Origin of the sequence: Thermovibrio guaymasensis, from assembly GCF_003633715.1 — a bacterium.
Taxonomy (GTDB): Bacteria; Aquificota; Aquificia; order Desulfurobacteriales; family Desulfurobacteriaceae; genus Thermovibrio; species Thermovibrio guaymasensis.
Map to the genome: position 1 here is coordinate 875011 of NZ_RBIE01000001.1, position 14497 is coordinate 889507.

Genomic DNA, 14497 nt, shown 5'->3' on the forward strand with positions numbered 1-14497 from the left:
TTACCTCTCCAACCAAAGAAGTAATTTACCTGAAAGACCTTTCCCCGGTTTGATAAAAGGAGGGGCAGTTTCTGGAGCAATTCCAGTAAACCAGGCAGTTGCTCTAGCCCCCTCCTCCGACAAGATAGATGAAACATTGCTACTCGAAGGATTACCCGTCCATTTAATTGAAATCTCTTGAATATTGGCACCTGAAAGCTGAAGGAGAACGGTCCCTATAAAAGAATCTACTTTAAAGTTTTTACACTCCTGAGTTACACTGCCTCCAGTTGCACAGTTGAGAAGCCACATTCTTGAACGCCCACCGAAACCACAAACGTCAGAAGTAGGCTCAATAGTGGTAAACATAACGACGTTTAAGTTTGTCTCAGTTGGATCCGTAATTACCCTCTCTGCTAGGTATCCTACATCACCAGTATTTAGGTTAACGTACCAACCTACTCTATTTCCTGAATTAAGCTTAGTACAAACGTTATCAGAGTTAGATGAATTTGTAGCATTTACAACATCAGTTACAACTGTACAGCCAGTAGCATTACAGTTAAGAGGTAAACCAAAGAACCTCTCAATTCCTGAACTTTCCTCTGTCTTATAAAACCACTTTCCCGTTCCAAAATAAAGATATGGTTTCTCAAAGCACTCATTTACAACTACTTTAGCAGTAATCGGCCCTAAAGTAAAATAGGCATTTTTAGAAACATCCTTAACTGAATCTATTATAGTGACAGTCCAGTTAGAGGGAACACTATCCCTAGTGTCAAGAATGGCTAAACCACCAACCCACGAGCCTGAGAAATTCCTTGAAAAACCTATAAAGAGATAATCGGTATCTCCGTCACCGTTAAAATCGTAGCCCTCTTTGAAAAGTCGCCCTCCAAAAGAACCGTACTCGCCAGAAGGAATTTCTGCTTCAAGTTTACCTGTGAGGAGGTTAACAACAAAAAACCTAAGTTCCTTACACGAATCGCCCTTATAGGTTGTAGGGCCACTTGCAAAAACTAGGTAATAATTAGACCCTTTCTTAACGATACTGGGACCACTATAGGTAAAACCGAGGTTAGAATCGGTAAATTCCCAAAGTAACTTAGGATTCTCAGGGTCAGTAACGTCAAGGGCAAAATAAGAAGAGTAGCCGATTCCTGAAGAGTCATTAGGAGGACTTACACAGTTATCCATAGAGCAACCAGAAGTTGAACAATCAACTCCTCCTCCTAACCTCATTCCACCTATGAGAATTACCCTGTCCGAAACCCCATCTCCATTTTCATCAAGTTTATAGCTGAAAGGTCTTAAATCAACGTAGTAAATATGACAGTAATCCGGATTTGCAAGATACCTAAGATAGGAAAGAACGCTTTTGGGAATAAAAGCCCAAAGTTCATGCCCTAATGTATCATAGGTTGTTTCCGTTGAAGAGTCCTGAAGCCTCAAAGGTGTAGCGCTATTTGCAAGTTTCTTAACGTAACCGACCTTAAAGGCGTGAAGCATACCGTCGTTAGCCCCAACGAAGACTACGTCGTAATTTTCATAATGAACAACTGTTGGAGAGGAATAAACAATATCTCCTAGCTTCCAGACATTTCCAGAATCATCAAATCTCCTATCTCTACAGCCGTCAATATGTTTACCCCTAACGTACTCAATTAAGCTGTCTACACTTTCCCTAAGACAAGAAGGAAAATTGTAAGTTGAACCAAGATAAGAACTAAACTCATACTCATGAGCCCTATTAAAAGGAATAAGCCTCTCCCCATCAGTAGTAAAGATAACTCTACTGTCTGCAGATGTAAAAGCAAGAATTTCTCCTCCTTCCCACAGAGGGGTTGTATCATCAAAAGAGCTATAGGAGGCTACAAGAGTATCGGGTTCACCACTTGGTTTACTAGAATAGGCTTTAATGATCAAAGTTCCAGTATCTTCATCAAGATACCAATCAAGAATTCTATCTTCAAGAATCTCAAGGACTTTATCTGCTTTTGTATCCTCTCTTACATTCTGGCTTTTCTTCGTATTGAGAAACCACCACGTGTAGAGATACCCTATCCACTTAAGGTTATGAACACCAAAACTCTTCTTGTGGTAAAAGACAGATTGATAAAGAACAGTACCCCTTTTAGCTTTCTCAGGAAGAATGGAAGCTGAGGTTCCTGAAGCCCTTTTTATAATTTCTTCTATAACTTCCTCTATTGCCTGTTCTATTTTATAACCATCTTGGGCCTCATAATAGTTATCAGGAATACCGTCACCGTTTTTATCCCACTCTGCCCGCTCATCCGGAATACTGTTACCGTTAAAATCATCAAATCCGCCGTACTTTGCGGCTTTTTGAAGGAGCTCTCTTCCTACGGGTGATTCGTCAAAAACAAAAACGTCATACAGAGTAAGATTTTGCATTCCTTTAAAGTCTTCTCTTAAATCAGAAACGTGGGAATAGTAAGCTACTCCCTCAAGATAGTAAGTACCATCTCCCCAATTTGCTCTTCTACAGTACTGAGAGGAATAACCTTCATTTGAGGCAATTTTATCCATCCACTCTTTAATATTAAACTTGGAATCTCTTACTGTTCCTCTACCAAAACAAGTTCCTGGTAAATTCATATCTTTGGTAGATTCCCCATCAGTAATCAGAATAACAAAGTTTTTCTGACACCGATACTGAATTGGATCATTATCAGAGTAGTCTTCACGGTTGTAGGCAGAAACTTCAGCCTCAAAGTAACGAATAGCCTCATAGTAAGTCTCTGCAAGGGGAGTCCAAGTCCTTGGTCTTACACTTTGAATTACCTTAATTAATTTATTGTCTTCTCCAAGGCCATTAATATAATAAATTATACGTCCCCCATCCCTACCCCAATAGCCATCTTCATAACGATTACCATACTTATTGAAAACCATAACTCCATACCTAACTTTCGTCCAAGTTTTTTGAATTACACCTTCTGGCTTTTTATTAACAAAAACCCTTAGGCGATAATACCTACTAGTATGACTAACCGTATCATAAACTCTCATAGAATAAATCCTTCCCCCCCACCACCAATGAGAAGGATAAAAATAGTACCTATACCTACCCCAACTTCTCCTCAAGTCTCTATCAGGATCATCAATCAAATTCAACATGTACCCTGAACCATAAGAAGTATAATCGCCTCCAACCAAAACTTTCTTTGCTACATCAATTCTCCTCATAGTAAGCCAATTGAGAAAATTGCCGCTCCAGCTACCGCTGGAGGATTCATAAAAATACCCATCACGCCAATTCCTTTTATAGGCATAAGCATACTTCTTATCAGGATCAAAATAACCGTAATATCTGCGGTTAGGATCATAACTATCCTTATAAGCAAACTCGTACATACTCCCTGAGTTATCAAGAATTATTAATACGTTAGGAGGAACTGACACATATGCAAAAGGAGGAATTGAACAGTAACTTTTCATATCTGCCTTTGTAGCATTAGGGAAAATTAGAAACATCACAATTAGTTGTAAAACTATAAAAAGTACCTTCCTCATTGCGGAACCCTTTTAAGCTTTATTTCTTTTAAAAACTTACCTTTAACCTTAAAAAGAATGATGCATCCAGGTCTTAGAAAAGTTTTCTTTTTGTTGCCTTTCATAGAGGGTGAAAGATAAAAAACTTCTTTCTTTCCATCCTTTGTAGCAATGACAACTTCCTTTCCTGTAATAGATAAAACCATTCCCTCAAGAACTTTAGCATCAGCATAAGTTAAGAATGAAAAGAGCACTAGTAGGAAACTGATAACAAATAACTTTTTCTTCACGTTCCCTCCATCATCGATATCTACAAAATAATCTCATTTTTAGTTTTACCATAAGTTCCTCTTTCTGGGAAAACTTCCATCCTCCAGGTTAATCTATCAGTCAGAACTATATAGCTTAAGCGTTAGGCTTGAAAGGAACACAGGATATAACACGGCAAATAACGGATATCTAAACTTAAAGAGAAAAGTCTTCGCCTAAGTATATCCTTTTAACTATTTCTTGATTTGCTACCTTTTCAGGACTACCAGAAGCTACCACTCTTCCGTGAGCTATTATGTAAACTTTATCTACTATTCTCAGAGTCTCTCTAACGTTGTGATCGGTTATGAGAATCCCTATGTCCATCTCTTTAAGTTCTTTGATGAGTCCTTGAATATCTGCAACAGCTATAGGATCTATACCTGCAAAGGGCTCATCAAGAAGGAGAAACTTAGGGTTTATGGTCAGAGCTCTAGCTATCTCCAACCTCCTCCTCTCACCACCAGAGAGGGAAGCAGCCTTTTGTTTCCTCAAGGCGTAGATGTTAAACCTATTAAGAAGCCAGTTCGTCCTCTCTTCAATTTCCTTCTCTGAATAATCGTACATCTCAAGGATAGCCCTTATGTTCTCTTCAACCGTTAGTTTCCTGAAAATTGAAGGTTCTTGAGGGAGGTAAGAAATCCCTTTTCTGGCCCTTACGTAGGTAGGGTCGTTTGTAATCTCTTCCTCACCAATAAAAACCTTACCTCCATCAGCCTTTACGAGCCCAACTATACAGTAAAATGTAGTTGTTTTACCTGCACCGTTTGGGCCAAGAAGACCCACAACCTCTCCCTCAAAAACCTCAACACTAACGTTGTCAACTACTTTTCTCCTTCCGTAAACCTTTGTAATACCTTCAGCCTTTAAAAGGTTAAGGTCTCTTACTTTCTCCACCTTTCTCCTCAGGGAAGATTACGGTTTTAACTCTCCTCTTCTGACCAACTACCTCTACCCTTCCGCTCTTATAGGCAACAATTCTGTCTCCAACGAGAATGTTTTTCCCCTGCTTAAGCTTGGCGTTACCAATAAGAACTGCTTTCTCCTGAGCTGGGTAGTAAACCAACTGGTCACACCACCCCTCTCCCTTTTCACTCTTTATATGAATGTTTCCCATGACTACTATCTTCTTAATCTCCTTCCCGTCCTTTGTAAAGTAAATTATTAACTTATCTCCGTTAAGAATCGTCTTACCGTGTTGGGCTACAACGTTCCCTACATAAACTGCCCTCTTTTGGACATCGTTATAAGTTAGTTTCTGGGCCTCTATAACTACCGGAAGTTTTGGCTTTCCTCTTTGAGCAAAAGAGGGATTAAAGCAGGTAAATACAAGAAGAAGTACGATTATCAATCTCTTCATCTTACTCCCCATCTATCAAAGTTCTTACGTCCTGCGAGATTATAACCTCTCTCTCTTTAAACTTTAGAGTACAGTTCTTCCCAGTGGTTGTAGAACTTCTAATCTTTATAAAACAGCCCGAATTGGTAGTAAAGAACTCCCTACCTACAAAGTAAGTACCTTCCTGAGAAGCTCCAAAGAGCTGACCGCTTTTTAGCTTGACTTTCACTACCCTTAACTCTCCTTTTTCCCTATCAAAGAGGGCCCTTTCAGCCTCAATCACTATAGGCGGATCCCTGAAAACCTTCAAAACCGGAGATTGAAGCTCAATCAAGTTCCTCTCCTTAAAAACCGCCAAAGGGGACTTTAAAACCCACTTCTCCTCACCTGTAGAGTTTAATACAAAGTTCTCTACAGTCTGCCTTTGGTGAACTTTTACTGAAATCTTCTTTGGAGGACCCTCTCTCCTTGAGAGGAAAATAACCAGAGGAACGAGAGAAAGAGCAACCAAGACCAAAGCAACTTTATAAAAGAAGCTTCTATTCATTCCTCTTCTCTGTTCAACAGGTAGTCAATAAACTCCCTTACGGCTCCCTTTCCTCCCTCCTTACGGGAGACAAAGTCAACAATCACCTTAACCTGAGGAACTGCATCTGCTGGAGCTCCAGAAATTCCAACCTTCTTTAAAATGGGGATATCGGGAAGATCATCCCCCATGGCAGCAACCTCTGAATCACTTAAAGAGTACTTCTTCTTTAAATGTAGGTAAATTTCCTCTTTATCTGAGACTCCTTGATAGAGCTCCGTTACTCCAAGTTCCCTGCACCTCTTTTCAACCTGCCATGAGTACCTTCCGCTAACTACTGAGACAATTAAACCTTCTTTTATTGCTCTAACAATTCCGTACCCGTCCTTCGTATTAAAGAACTTAACTTCCCTTCCAAAGGGATCGTAGGTAATAGTTCCATCAGTTAAAACTCCATCTACGTCAAGGATTAAGAGCTTTACCATAGGGGGAGCTCCTCCTCTGAAACTGGTCTAAAGCCCGTAAACTCAACGTTTACGTTAATGCATTTTACACAATTGAGGTGACATCCACAGAATACCCCGTAAGGGTTCCAGTGGACGTGGCCGTGGACTAAAAGGGAACAGTTATTCTCCTTAAGCTCTCTGGTAACTCTTTCCTGAAGTTCAGTGTATCTGTAAGTCCTTAAGTCTTTTGAGGGAAAGTGGCAAAGGAGAACCCTTTTTCCTCTAACTTCCAAAAGATAGGAAAAATCGTAGACCTCTTCAAAGAAAAGGTAAAGTTCCTCCTCTCTAAACCACCAGTCGTGGTTGCCCTTTATTAAAAATTTCCTTCCCGGAATGAAGCTCCACTTTTCAAGGAAACCTTCTGGCAACTTCCAGGCAAAATCACCAATTACGTATAAAGCATCATCTTCAGTTAAAACAGCCCGTAAGTTTTCTAATATTACGTCCTCAAACCCTTTCCTTCTCTTTAATGGATTTAGCTTAAGGATATTTGAATGAAAGAAGTGGCAGTCAGCTATAAAGTAGTTCATAAGAGAAATTATAAGGGGGCAGAGCCCCCAAAGGAAGATTACTCTGGATTATTACCTGGAAGTTGAGGAAGAACCCTTGCCTGGAGGGGAACTTCCCCTGTCATTGAACGGAGGAAGTCCGCAATCTTCTTAGCTTCAGAGTCTATTAACTTCTTACCTAGTTCTTTCTCGGCCATAATCTTAACGGCCTCTTCCAGACTGTTGACAGAACCGTCGTGGAAGTAAGGAGCAGTCACACCGACGTTTAAAAGCTGAGCAGTTCTGAACATGTACTTATCTGAGGCTTTCTTAGTTACTTTATACCTTCCAAGGTCCTTATTCCACTTAAATTTATGGAACTGGCCGTCTGAGAGAACCGGACCGTTGTGACAAGCAGTACATCCGTACTTAACAAACAGCTTCATGCCCTCCTTCTGTTCTTTTGTAAGGGCACTTTCATCTCCCAGTAGATACCTCTGGAAAGGAGAGTTTGGAGTTGTAAGTGTCCTTTCAAAGGCTGCAATGGCCTTGACTACGTTTGTGAAGTTAACGGGATCTGGATCGTTTGGAAAGGCTTTCTTAAACAGCTCAACGTACTCTGGAATAGCCTTTAACCTCCTAACAACTATTTCAGGAGTTGAGTTCATTTCAACGTGAGCCTGAAGTGGACCCTTTGCCTGTTCCTCCAGAGTAGGAGCTCTACCATCCCAGAACTGAACTCTCAAGAAGCCGGCATTTAGAGTTGTAGGAGCGTTCCTTCCTCCAGTTTTCCACTCATGGCCTATGGAGGACTTAACGTTATCATCTCCACCGAGGGCCAAGTTGTGACAGGTATTACAGGAGATGACTTTACTCCTTGAAAGCCTCGGGTCGTAGTAGAGCATCTTACCGAGTTTAACCTTTTCGGGAGTTAAAGGGTTATCGGCCGGAATTGGCGGAAGTGCTGGAAGGGGGGTAAAGAACTTCTTGTACTTAGCGTAAGGATCCTTTGAAGAGTCAGCAGTTTCTCTAAGTGCCTTCTTACCAATAGAGGACTTTCCGTAGAGCTCCGAAGCGGCCCTTCTAATACCAAGACCCCGAGGCATTTTACCTTCCTTTACGGCCTTCCTAGCGGCTGAGATAAACTCAGAAGAAGTTTCATATTTCTTTAGAAGTTTTTCTTTTTCTGGAGCAAGAACGCCGTTGTGACATCCGGCACAGTTTGTTTCCCAAACACCTGCACTTGCAGAGGAACCGATTAACATGACACCCGTCAGAATAGTTAAAAGTTTTTTCATTTCTCCCTCCTTTTAAAGAGCCAAGAGTTTCTAATAAAAAGTATAGTTCTTTTGCAAGAAATTTTCAACTAAGGAGGGAGAGGGCAATAGAAGTGGCATCTTCAGGACGCGAGAAGGGATAGACCGGAAGGTCAAGGAGCTTTTTTAAACTTTCATAGTTACTTCTAAAACTATCATCTTCCTTTCCGCAGGAATTTAAGATAACGCCCTCAACCCTAACGCCTTCATCTAGACAAACTTTAACAGTTAAAAGAGTATGGTTTATAACTCCAAGTCTGTTAAGAGCAACAATTAGAACGGGAAGGGAGAGCTCCTTAACCAAGTCAAGGTAGAGGTAGTTCCAGTTTATCGGTACCATAAGCCCCCCAGCCCCCTCAACTAAAAGGAAGGGATAGCGTTTTGAGAGCTTAAGGATTAGCTCCTTTATTTTATCAACGTTAATCTTTACTCCCTCAACATCGGCAGCAACAGAGGGAGCAGCAGGAGTTTTAAGGGAATAAACAGGCTTTAGGTAAACTCCAGAGGCTTTGGAAAGGAGCTCTGCATCCTGACACGAAGGCTGGCAACCTGTTTCAACAGGCTTAAAGCCAACAGCATCAACGCCAAGTTTTTTTAGAGCTTTTATCAGGGAAAAACTAAAGTAAGTCTTCCCTACGCCTGTATCAGTCCCTGTAATGAAGCATATAGACTTTGTGCGCATTTAAGCCTTTTTCCTTCTTTGATATTTCAGATTCCAAACGGGATAGCTCCTTTTCAACAAGATTAATAATACTTGAAATCAAAGACTTTATAGAGACAATTTCGTTTTCTCTCAATTCTAATAAGTCAAGATCTTTCGAAATCAACTCAAGTTCTTCTAAAAGCAAATCCAAATCTTTTTCGGAAAGTTCTCCTTGAGAAATCTTTTCAAGATGCTCTTTTAAAATCTCTTCAACCTTTCTTCTGGACAACTTCCTTAAATCCTTCATAAACGGGAGTTAAAACTTCTATAATCTCTTCTAAAGGCTTGGAATCGTTATGAGCATTTGCTCTTAAAAGTCTATCTAAGCAAAATGCATAAACTGCATCTAAGCTCTTTGCTATTTCTCCCCCATTTTCCATGTCCAAAGAAGCCTTTAAAATAACAATAACATCAGTCACTTTTGATAGAATCTCAGCCTTCTGTTTAACGTTACCTTCTTTTATGGCTAAAATAGCCAATCTTAACTTTTCCAAAAGCCTTTCGTAAACTTCAACTAATAACTCCTCTTTTGAAGAAGGTTCCGAGTCTAAAGAAGTGTACGCCTTCAAGTACGGATTCAAAGTTGCCTCCTTAACTAACCCTTTTTGTTAGTTTGTTGAGATAAAGAAGATGCAAAAGCCTCTATCCTAGTCTGTAAGGACTTCATATTAGAAAGGTAAGTTTCAAGGCGTGCAAACCTTAACCTTTCCATTTCAAGTTCTTTATTTATCATATCTTTCATAAAGGATATCCGGCTTTCTATTGAATCAATTCGCTCAGAAATAACATTTTCCTGTCTGGTAAAAGAAACATCATAAGCGTTTAAGTAGTTCTCTACCGTATCAGCCAAGGATTTAATCTTGTCAAAAATTTCCGGATTCTTAACGAAAGAATCAAAGGCCTCACTATTTAAAGCTAAGTTACCTTTTGTATCCTCAACTGTTCCTACAGCCTCTATTAAACCTAAAGAACCAAGCTGTGTAGATATCTCCCGGAAAAGAAAAGAGGTAATTGAGTAAAGAGAATACTCTCCCTCTAAAGGAGCTCCCTTAGCCGTTAGAGAATCTAAACCATTCTTTAAATCGTTGTATGCTTTAAGAAAATCCTCTAAGGCTGACTTAAGGGAAGAAAAGTCCTCTGTAACTGTTAAATCAGCAGTTCCTTTCCCCTTAAGGGAGATAGACAAGCCATCTACAACCTCTATTCCATCATTAACGGAGGAAGTAAACTCTACTCCATTGAGAAAAAATTTAGCATCCTGAGCGCTTATAGTTTCGTAAGTATCATCTGAACTCTCACTGAAAATCCCGTTATTGTCTAAAGTATCGTCTATACCAGTAATTCTATTGTTTAACCCCGTCTTTTCTGAAGTTATTAAAAGCTGGTAGTCGGGAGAATCGGAAGTTCCTAGATTTATAACAGTAGCTTTAATGCGGCCAGAAGCGTTAATTTCATCAGCAATTTCCCTTAACGACTTTCCATTATAATCAACTTTTAATGTTTTCTCTTCACCGTCATCCAGATATTTTATTATTAATGAACCATCTTTAGTTATAGGAGAGTCTAAATCCTTAATAGGTTCCAAAGTTCCAACTTTGTAAGTATTTGCTTGAGCTAGTTGGTTGACTTCTACTTTGTAAGTACCTTTTACAGGATTGCCATCAACAGTAGCAGTTACCACAGAAGTATCACTGGAAGAGACTGAAATTGTATTGTAAATGTCTGGATTTTCTAAAGAAGTTGCTTTATCTAAAAGGTCTTTCAGTAAAGAATGAACCTGAGAAATTGCCTGCTTTTTCGCTAATAAAAGTTGCTCGTTGTGCTGGAGCTGCCGAACTGGTAACATTTTAAGCTCGCGCATTTTATCCAAATAAGCCTGATAATCAAAATCTGAAGCTAAACCACTAATATAAAATTCTCCAGCCATTATTTCCCCTTAAGCTTTTTCTTGAAGTAAAAGGCCCGCTATTTCATCTAAATATTTGGCTATTTTTAAAACATACTCAGGTGGAATTTGCCTAATCACTTTATTAGTCTGTTTATCTATTACCTTTACAACAGTAATGTCCGTATCTTTATCTATAGTTATTTGAAGTTGGGTATTGAGCATAGAGAGCTTTTTTTTAAGCTCCTCTACTAACTTCTCTAAAACTTCCGGACTCTTCTCCAGCTCTTTAGCTAAATCTACTTGGGAATTTTGCTGCTGTGAACTATTTCTTACGTTTTGAATTTGATTAACATCAGTACTCTGAAGGTTCATCTGAATGGAAGCCTGAAGATTAGCAACCTGTTTTACTTCCATTTCTACCTCTTAAAATTAATTAAAGGGGGGATTAAATCCCCCCTTTAAGTTATTACCTGAGAAGCTGAAGGACAAGCTGAGGAAGCTGGTTGGCCTGAGCCAGCATAGCCATACCAGACTGCATAAGAGTCTGATACCTTGTGAACTCAGCCATCTCCTTAGCAAAGTCTACGTTTCTAATTCTTGATTCAGCTTCTCTAGTTTGAGTAGCTGCAAAGTTGTTGTTATCAATAATAGCCTGAAGGTTCTGTTGAATTGAACCTAACTTTGCTCTCATATTATCTACTTTCTTAATAGCTATATCTACCACCTTTATTGAAATTTCTGCATCTTCATTAGAAGTAACTTTCAGATCCGTAAGTTTCTGCAATTCCGAAGTACTAACAGCACTTACTCCTAGACCAGCCTCAATTCCTGTAACATCCCAACCGAAAGAATTTGAAGACAAGACTTTAAGATCTCCCACTTTCATAGCAGAACCAGTACCACCAGAAACGCTTCCTGTTGCTCCTTCCAATAAAGTCGATAAATCAACAGTAGTACCTGAACCCGCTACAACCTCTAATCCAATAGTACTTCCATCAGTAGAAAGGACTAACCTTTCTCCGCTTTTTGAAGCTGTTAGCTCAACACCTGCGTTTTGAGCTGCTGAGTTAATATCAGCGATTAGTTTATCCAAAGTAAGAGTAGTTCCTGAAGCGTAACTTAAAGTAATATCCGCACTGCTTCCGTTTTTGTTACCTATGTAAAACTTGATAGTTAAACCACTTGTACCAACAGAAATATCTGAGAAGTTGGTATCGGCAACGCTCTTATTGAAAGCCATAGCTTCTATTCCCTTTTCTTTTAGCTCTTCAGAACTGTTAATGTAATCTGCTAAGGCCTTTGCATCTACTGCTCCACCATCATTAAAGGCTCCTGATAAGTCTACACCTTCTATTTTTACTGTATCGTTGCTGCTATTATACGCATAACCAGTATTAGCAGTTAACAAATTAGCATAGCTCTTTGAAGCATCTGAAACTTTCCCTCCCTGACCGTTAAGCATAAAAGCACCTAAATCGTCAGCCTTTGCACTATCTATTGATATTGTAAGAGTTTGTTGGGCTCTAGCTCCGTAATGGATAGCCATATCCTGGAAACTTCCATCTAACAGCTTTATTCCGTTAAACTCAGAACTTGACGCTATCCTGTCAATAGCATCAACAAGCTTGTTAATATCCTCCTGAAGAGCGTTCCTTTCATTAGCATCATTTGTATCACTAGCAGCCTGTGAAGCTTTTGTATAGATCGTTACAAGCTTGTCATAAATCTGCGATAAAGAAGATTCAGCTATTTGAGAGGCAGAGATACCATCTTGAGCGTTTCTTACACCCTGATCAAGGGCGTTTGCAACAAGCTTAAGTTGATCAGCAATAAACAACCCAGCAGCGTCATCTTTAGCTGAGTTAATCCTATAACCTGTAGACAGCCTTTCTAATGCAGTATTAAGGTTCCTCTCTGTTTTTAATAAGTTTACATGGGTAAAATCTGCTTGATAATTGTAGTTAATCCTCAGAGCCATTTCATACCTCCTTTACTGTGGTTTTATTAGCATTATCGGAACCAGCCTCAATTTTTTTAGACTTTTGCCAACTTTCCTAAAGCTTGAAACATAGAAAAAAGAGAATGGTAGATATAGCTCGCTAGCCTCTCTCTTTCTTTATATTCCAAATTAGAGAAAAAGTTTTTTGCTTCCATATCAAATAGTAGAACATACCTAACAAGAATCAAATAAACATGGTAAGCCATATTATCAAGGAGAATAAATTTAAAAAAATCAGAAGAGGCAAGGGTCATTAATAATTCAAACGATTTAACTAAAGCTTCCAAATCCCCTTTTTTTGAAAACTTATTCAACATTTTTTGCCAAGAGTTTAAGCTTAAAAGAATCTCATTTAACTCTTCTTTAAAACTCCGTTTAACTTGAATCTCCATTTTGCTAATGGATTTAAAATAATTTCTAAAGGAACTTAAAACTATTTCCTTAGGCTTTTCTGAATTTTCTAAAGATGAAGTAACCTCGTCTAAGGTTATAGAAACTGTTCCATCAATAAAAACTCCATCTGATGTATTAATAACGTAAAAATTTGGGTATTTCTCTTTATAAAACGAAATCTGTTCCTCAAATACCTTCTTTGACATATAAAAGTCAGCAGGAGCCCAAACTTCCCCGCCAAAGTTTCCTTTAAGCCACTTACCCTGTCTTTCCGAAAGGATGTACTTATCAAAATCCGTATAAAACCTAGAGTGCAATCTATCCTCTATCTTAGTTCCCAAATCTACACCAACCAGAACGAATTTTCTAAAACCAAGCCTTACAAAGAAATCAAAAGCAAAATTAAGCACAGTAGGTGATGGGAAAAGCGGAGCAGAAATGCTTTCAGATAGACTGAACATATTTGCAAATCTTCCCAATCCGAAGAAAAATCCCCTTCCTCCTTCAAATTTATTTATGTAATTCCTATCTACTTCCGGAGAACCGAAGAATAGAACTTCCCTCAAAGCTCCTTTATTAGTTACTTCCCTTAGAAAAACCTTATCCATATTTTTCATAGGATCTATAGCTACATTAATATCTGGAAGAACTCCCTCCATAAGTAAAGGTTTTATAGCAGATCCTAAAGCAACAACTAAATGTTTCTTCTGAATCTCCTTCAATAACGGCAAAGCTTTATCAACAGAAGGTCCTGAACCAATAAAAAAAACCTTTGTCTCTTTAGCAGGAAGTTCTACATCTAACAAAAATTCATTTCTAGAATTTACAATGTTTTTTCTCAGGGACAAAGCCGCATTAACAATGTTCTCCGGTAAAGAAGACAAGAGTAACTTTTCATAAATATCTTTCAAGCTATTCTCAATTTCTTTAAGCTCTTTGCTCTCATAAGATTTAAAGTAGGCACTAAAAGGACGTAAATTTATTATCTCCGTAATCTTAGGCTCTGCAACCGAAAAATCAATATAAAGAGAAAAATTCGGAATTTGGAGCAGTATCTTTTCTAAATCTATCAAACCTAAAAATAAATAAATAAACTCAGGACGCGGTTCAATAACAATTACATGTTCTAACTTAGGAAATTTTTTTTTAAGATTGGATATATGAAAAAAAGGGAAAGTCCCGAGAACAATTAAAGAATCAAGCTTTCTAACAAATTTTTTCCTTGACATAGAAAGAGTGGTGAACTTATTTTTTAAGTCCCTCAGTATCTTCGAAACGGGCCCTTCAACTACAAACGGCTTATGAATTAAGCCCAAAGAATCTTCTTTATCCAAAAGACCTAGAGCTGTTTGCTTTAAATTTACAAATCTCTGTCCTTTATATATCAGAGTGTAGTCATTCTTCTCATCTCTTAGAAAAAGCCCTTCTAGAGAACCATTCTCAATATACATTGACAGTTTTTTTACAAATGCAGGATTAAAACTTGCCAATAAGCTCAAATTTTTACGCAGAACAACTGGATTCATTATTACACT

The 14497-nt window shown here is 38.6% G+C and carries 15 protein-coding genes; all 15 read right to left on the reverse strand.

Translation table 11 applies throughout. From position 1 onward, the window contains the following. On the reverse strand, nt 1-3516 hold the full coding sequence (locus tag C7457_RS08770; protein WP_170137352.1) for a pilus assembly protein: 3516 nt from the start codon (nt 3514-3516) through the stop codon (nt 1-3). Further along, entirely contained in the window at nt 3513-3785 is a 273-nt protein-coding gene (locus tag C7457_RS04525) for a hypothetical protein (protein ID WP_121170414.1), read from the reverse strand. The genes C7457_RS08770 and C7457_RS04525 overlap by 4 nt, the downstream gene beginning before the upstream one ends. Nucleotides 3786-3960: 175 nt before the next feature. Further along, a complete protein-coding gene (lptB, locus tag C7457_RS04530) occupies nt 3961-4701 on the reverse strand; it encodes an LPS export ABC transporter ATP-binding protein (protein ID WP_121170416.1) in 741 nt (246 codons plus the stop codon). Beyond that, nucleotides 4679-5164, reverse strand: coding sequence for a lipopolysaccharide transport periplasmic protein LptA (lptA, locus tag C7457_RS04535; protein ID WP_121170419.1), 486 nt, complete (start codon nt 5162-5164; stop codon nt 4679-4681). Before lptA ends, lptB begins: the two co-directional genes overlap by 23 nt. A 1-nt stretch (nt 5165) precedes the next feature. Continuing rightward, a complete protein-coding gene (lptC, locus tag C7457_RS04540; RefSeq protein ID WP_121170421.1) occupies nt 5166-5690 on the reverse strand; it encodes an LPS export ABC transporter periplasmic protein LptC in 525 nt (174 codons plus the stop codon). After that, nucleotides 5687-6154: a KdsC family phosphatase gene (locus C7457_RS04545; protein ID WP_121170423.1), complete on the reverse strand. Its 468-nt coding sequence runs from the start codon at nt 6152-6154 to the stop codon at nt 5687-5689. The genes lptC and C7457_RS04545 overlap by 4 nt, the downstream gene beginning before the upstream one ends. Next, entirely contained in the window at nt 6148-6705 is a 558-nt protein-coding gene (locus C7457_RS04550; protein WP_121170425.1) for a metallophosphoesterase, read from the reverse strand. Before C7457_RS04550 ends, C7457_RS04545 begins: the two co-directional genes overlap by 7 nt. 38 nt (nt 6706-6743) lie before the next feature. Continuing rightward, nucleotides 6744-7961, reverse strand: a complete 1218-nt coding sequence (locus tag C7457_RS04555) for a cytochrome c peroxidase (protein ID WP_121170427.1) — start codon at nt 7959-7961, stop codon at nt 6744-6746. Between the two features lie 64 nt (nt 7962-8025). Continuing rightward, nucleotides 8026-8661, reverse strand: a complete 636-nt coding sequence (bioD, locus tag C7457_RS04560; RefSeq protein ID WP_121170429.1) for a dethiobiotin synthase — start codon at nt 8659-8661, stop codon at nt 8026-8028. Further along, the gene (locus C7457_RS04565; RefSeq protein ID WP_121170431.1) at nt 8624-8911 is read right to left on the reverse strand and encodes a hypothetical protein; all 288 of its coding nucleotides are present in this window, start codon (nt 8909-8911) and stop codon (nt 8624-8626) included. The genes bioD and C7457_RS04565 overlap by 38 nt, the downstream gene beginning before the upstream one ends. Beyond that, entirely contained in the window at nt 8892-9263 is a 372-nt protein-coding gene (gene fliS, locus C7457_RS04570; protein ID WP_121170433.1) for a flagellar export chaperone FliS, read from the reverse strand. The genes C7457_RS04565 and fliS overlap by 20 nt, the downstream gene beginning before the upstream one ends. 14 nt (nt 9264-9277) lie before the next feature. Beyond that, nucleotides 9278-10609: a flagellar filament capping protein FliD gene (fliD, locus tag C7457_RS04575; RefSeq protein WP_121170435.1), complete on the reverse strand. Its 1332-nt coding sequence runs from the start codon at nt 10607-10609 to the stop codon at nt 9278-9280. Nucleotides 10610-10618: 9 nt separating this feature from the next. After that, the gene (locus C7457_RS04580; protein ID WP_121170437.1) at nt 10619-10984 is read right to left on the reverse strand and encodes a flagellar protein FlaG; all 366 of its coding nucleotides are present in this window, start codon (nt 10982-10984) and stop codon (nt 10619-10621) included. A gap of 52 nt (nt 10985-11036) precedes the next feature. Then, on the reverse strand, nt 11037-12548 hold the full coding sequence (locus C7457_RS08935; protein WP_121170439.1) for a flagellin N-terminal helical domain-containing protein: 1512 nt from the start codon (nt 12546-12548) through the stop codon (nt 11037-11039). A gap of 56 nt (nt 12549-12604) precedes the next feature. Next, nucleotides 12605-14488, reverse strand: a complete 1884-nt coding sequence (locus C7457_RS04590; protein ID WP_121170441.1) for a motility associated factor glycosyltransferase family protein — start codon at nt 14486-14488, stop codon at nt 12605-12607. Nucleotides 14489-14497 lie beyond the last annotated feature (9 nt).

Coding starts and splice junctions, on each gene's coding strand:
- C7457_RS08770 (WP_170137352.1), bottom strand. CDS start 3,516: ATGAGGAAGGTACTTTTTATAGTTTTACAACTAATTGTGATGTTTCTA.
- lptA (WP_121170419.1), bottom strand. CDS start 5,164: ATGAAGAGATTGATAATCGTACTTCTTCTTGTATTTACCTGCTTTAAT.
- lptC (WP_121170421.1), bottom strand. CDS start 5,690: ATGAATAGAAGCTTCTTTTATAAAGTTGCTTTGGTCTTGGTTGCTCTT.
- C7457_RS04545 (WP_121170423.1), bottom strand. CDS start 6,154: ATGGTAAAGCTCTTAATCCTTGACGTAGATGGAGTTTTAACTGATGGA.
- C7457_RS04550 (WP_121170425.1), bottom strand. CDS start 6,705: ATGAACTACTTTATAGCTGACTGCCACTTCTTTCATTCAAATATCCTT.
- C7457_RS04555 (WP_121170427.1), bottom strand. CDS start 7,961: ATGAAAAAACTTTTAACTATTCTGACGGGTGTCATGTTAATCGGTTCC.
- bioD (WP_121170429.1), bottom strand. CDS start 8,661: ATGCGCACAAAGTCTATATGCTTCATTACAGGGACTGATACAGGCGTA.
- fliD (WP_121170435.1), bottom strand. CDS start 10,609: ATGGCTGGAGAATTTTATATTAGTGGTTTAGCTTCAGATTTTGATTAT.
- C7457_RS04580 (WP_121170437.1), bottom strand. CDS start 10,984: ATGGAAGTAAAACAGGTTGCTAATCTTCAGGCTTCCATTCAGATGAAC.
- C7457_RS08935 (WP_121170439.1), bottom strand. CDS start 12,548: ATGGCTCTGAGGATTAACTACAATTATCAAGCAGATTTTACCCATGTA.
- C7457_RS04590 (WP_121170441.1), bottom strand. CDS start 14,488: ATGAATCCAGTTGTTCTGCGTAAAAATTTGAGCTTATTGGCAAGTTTT.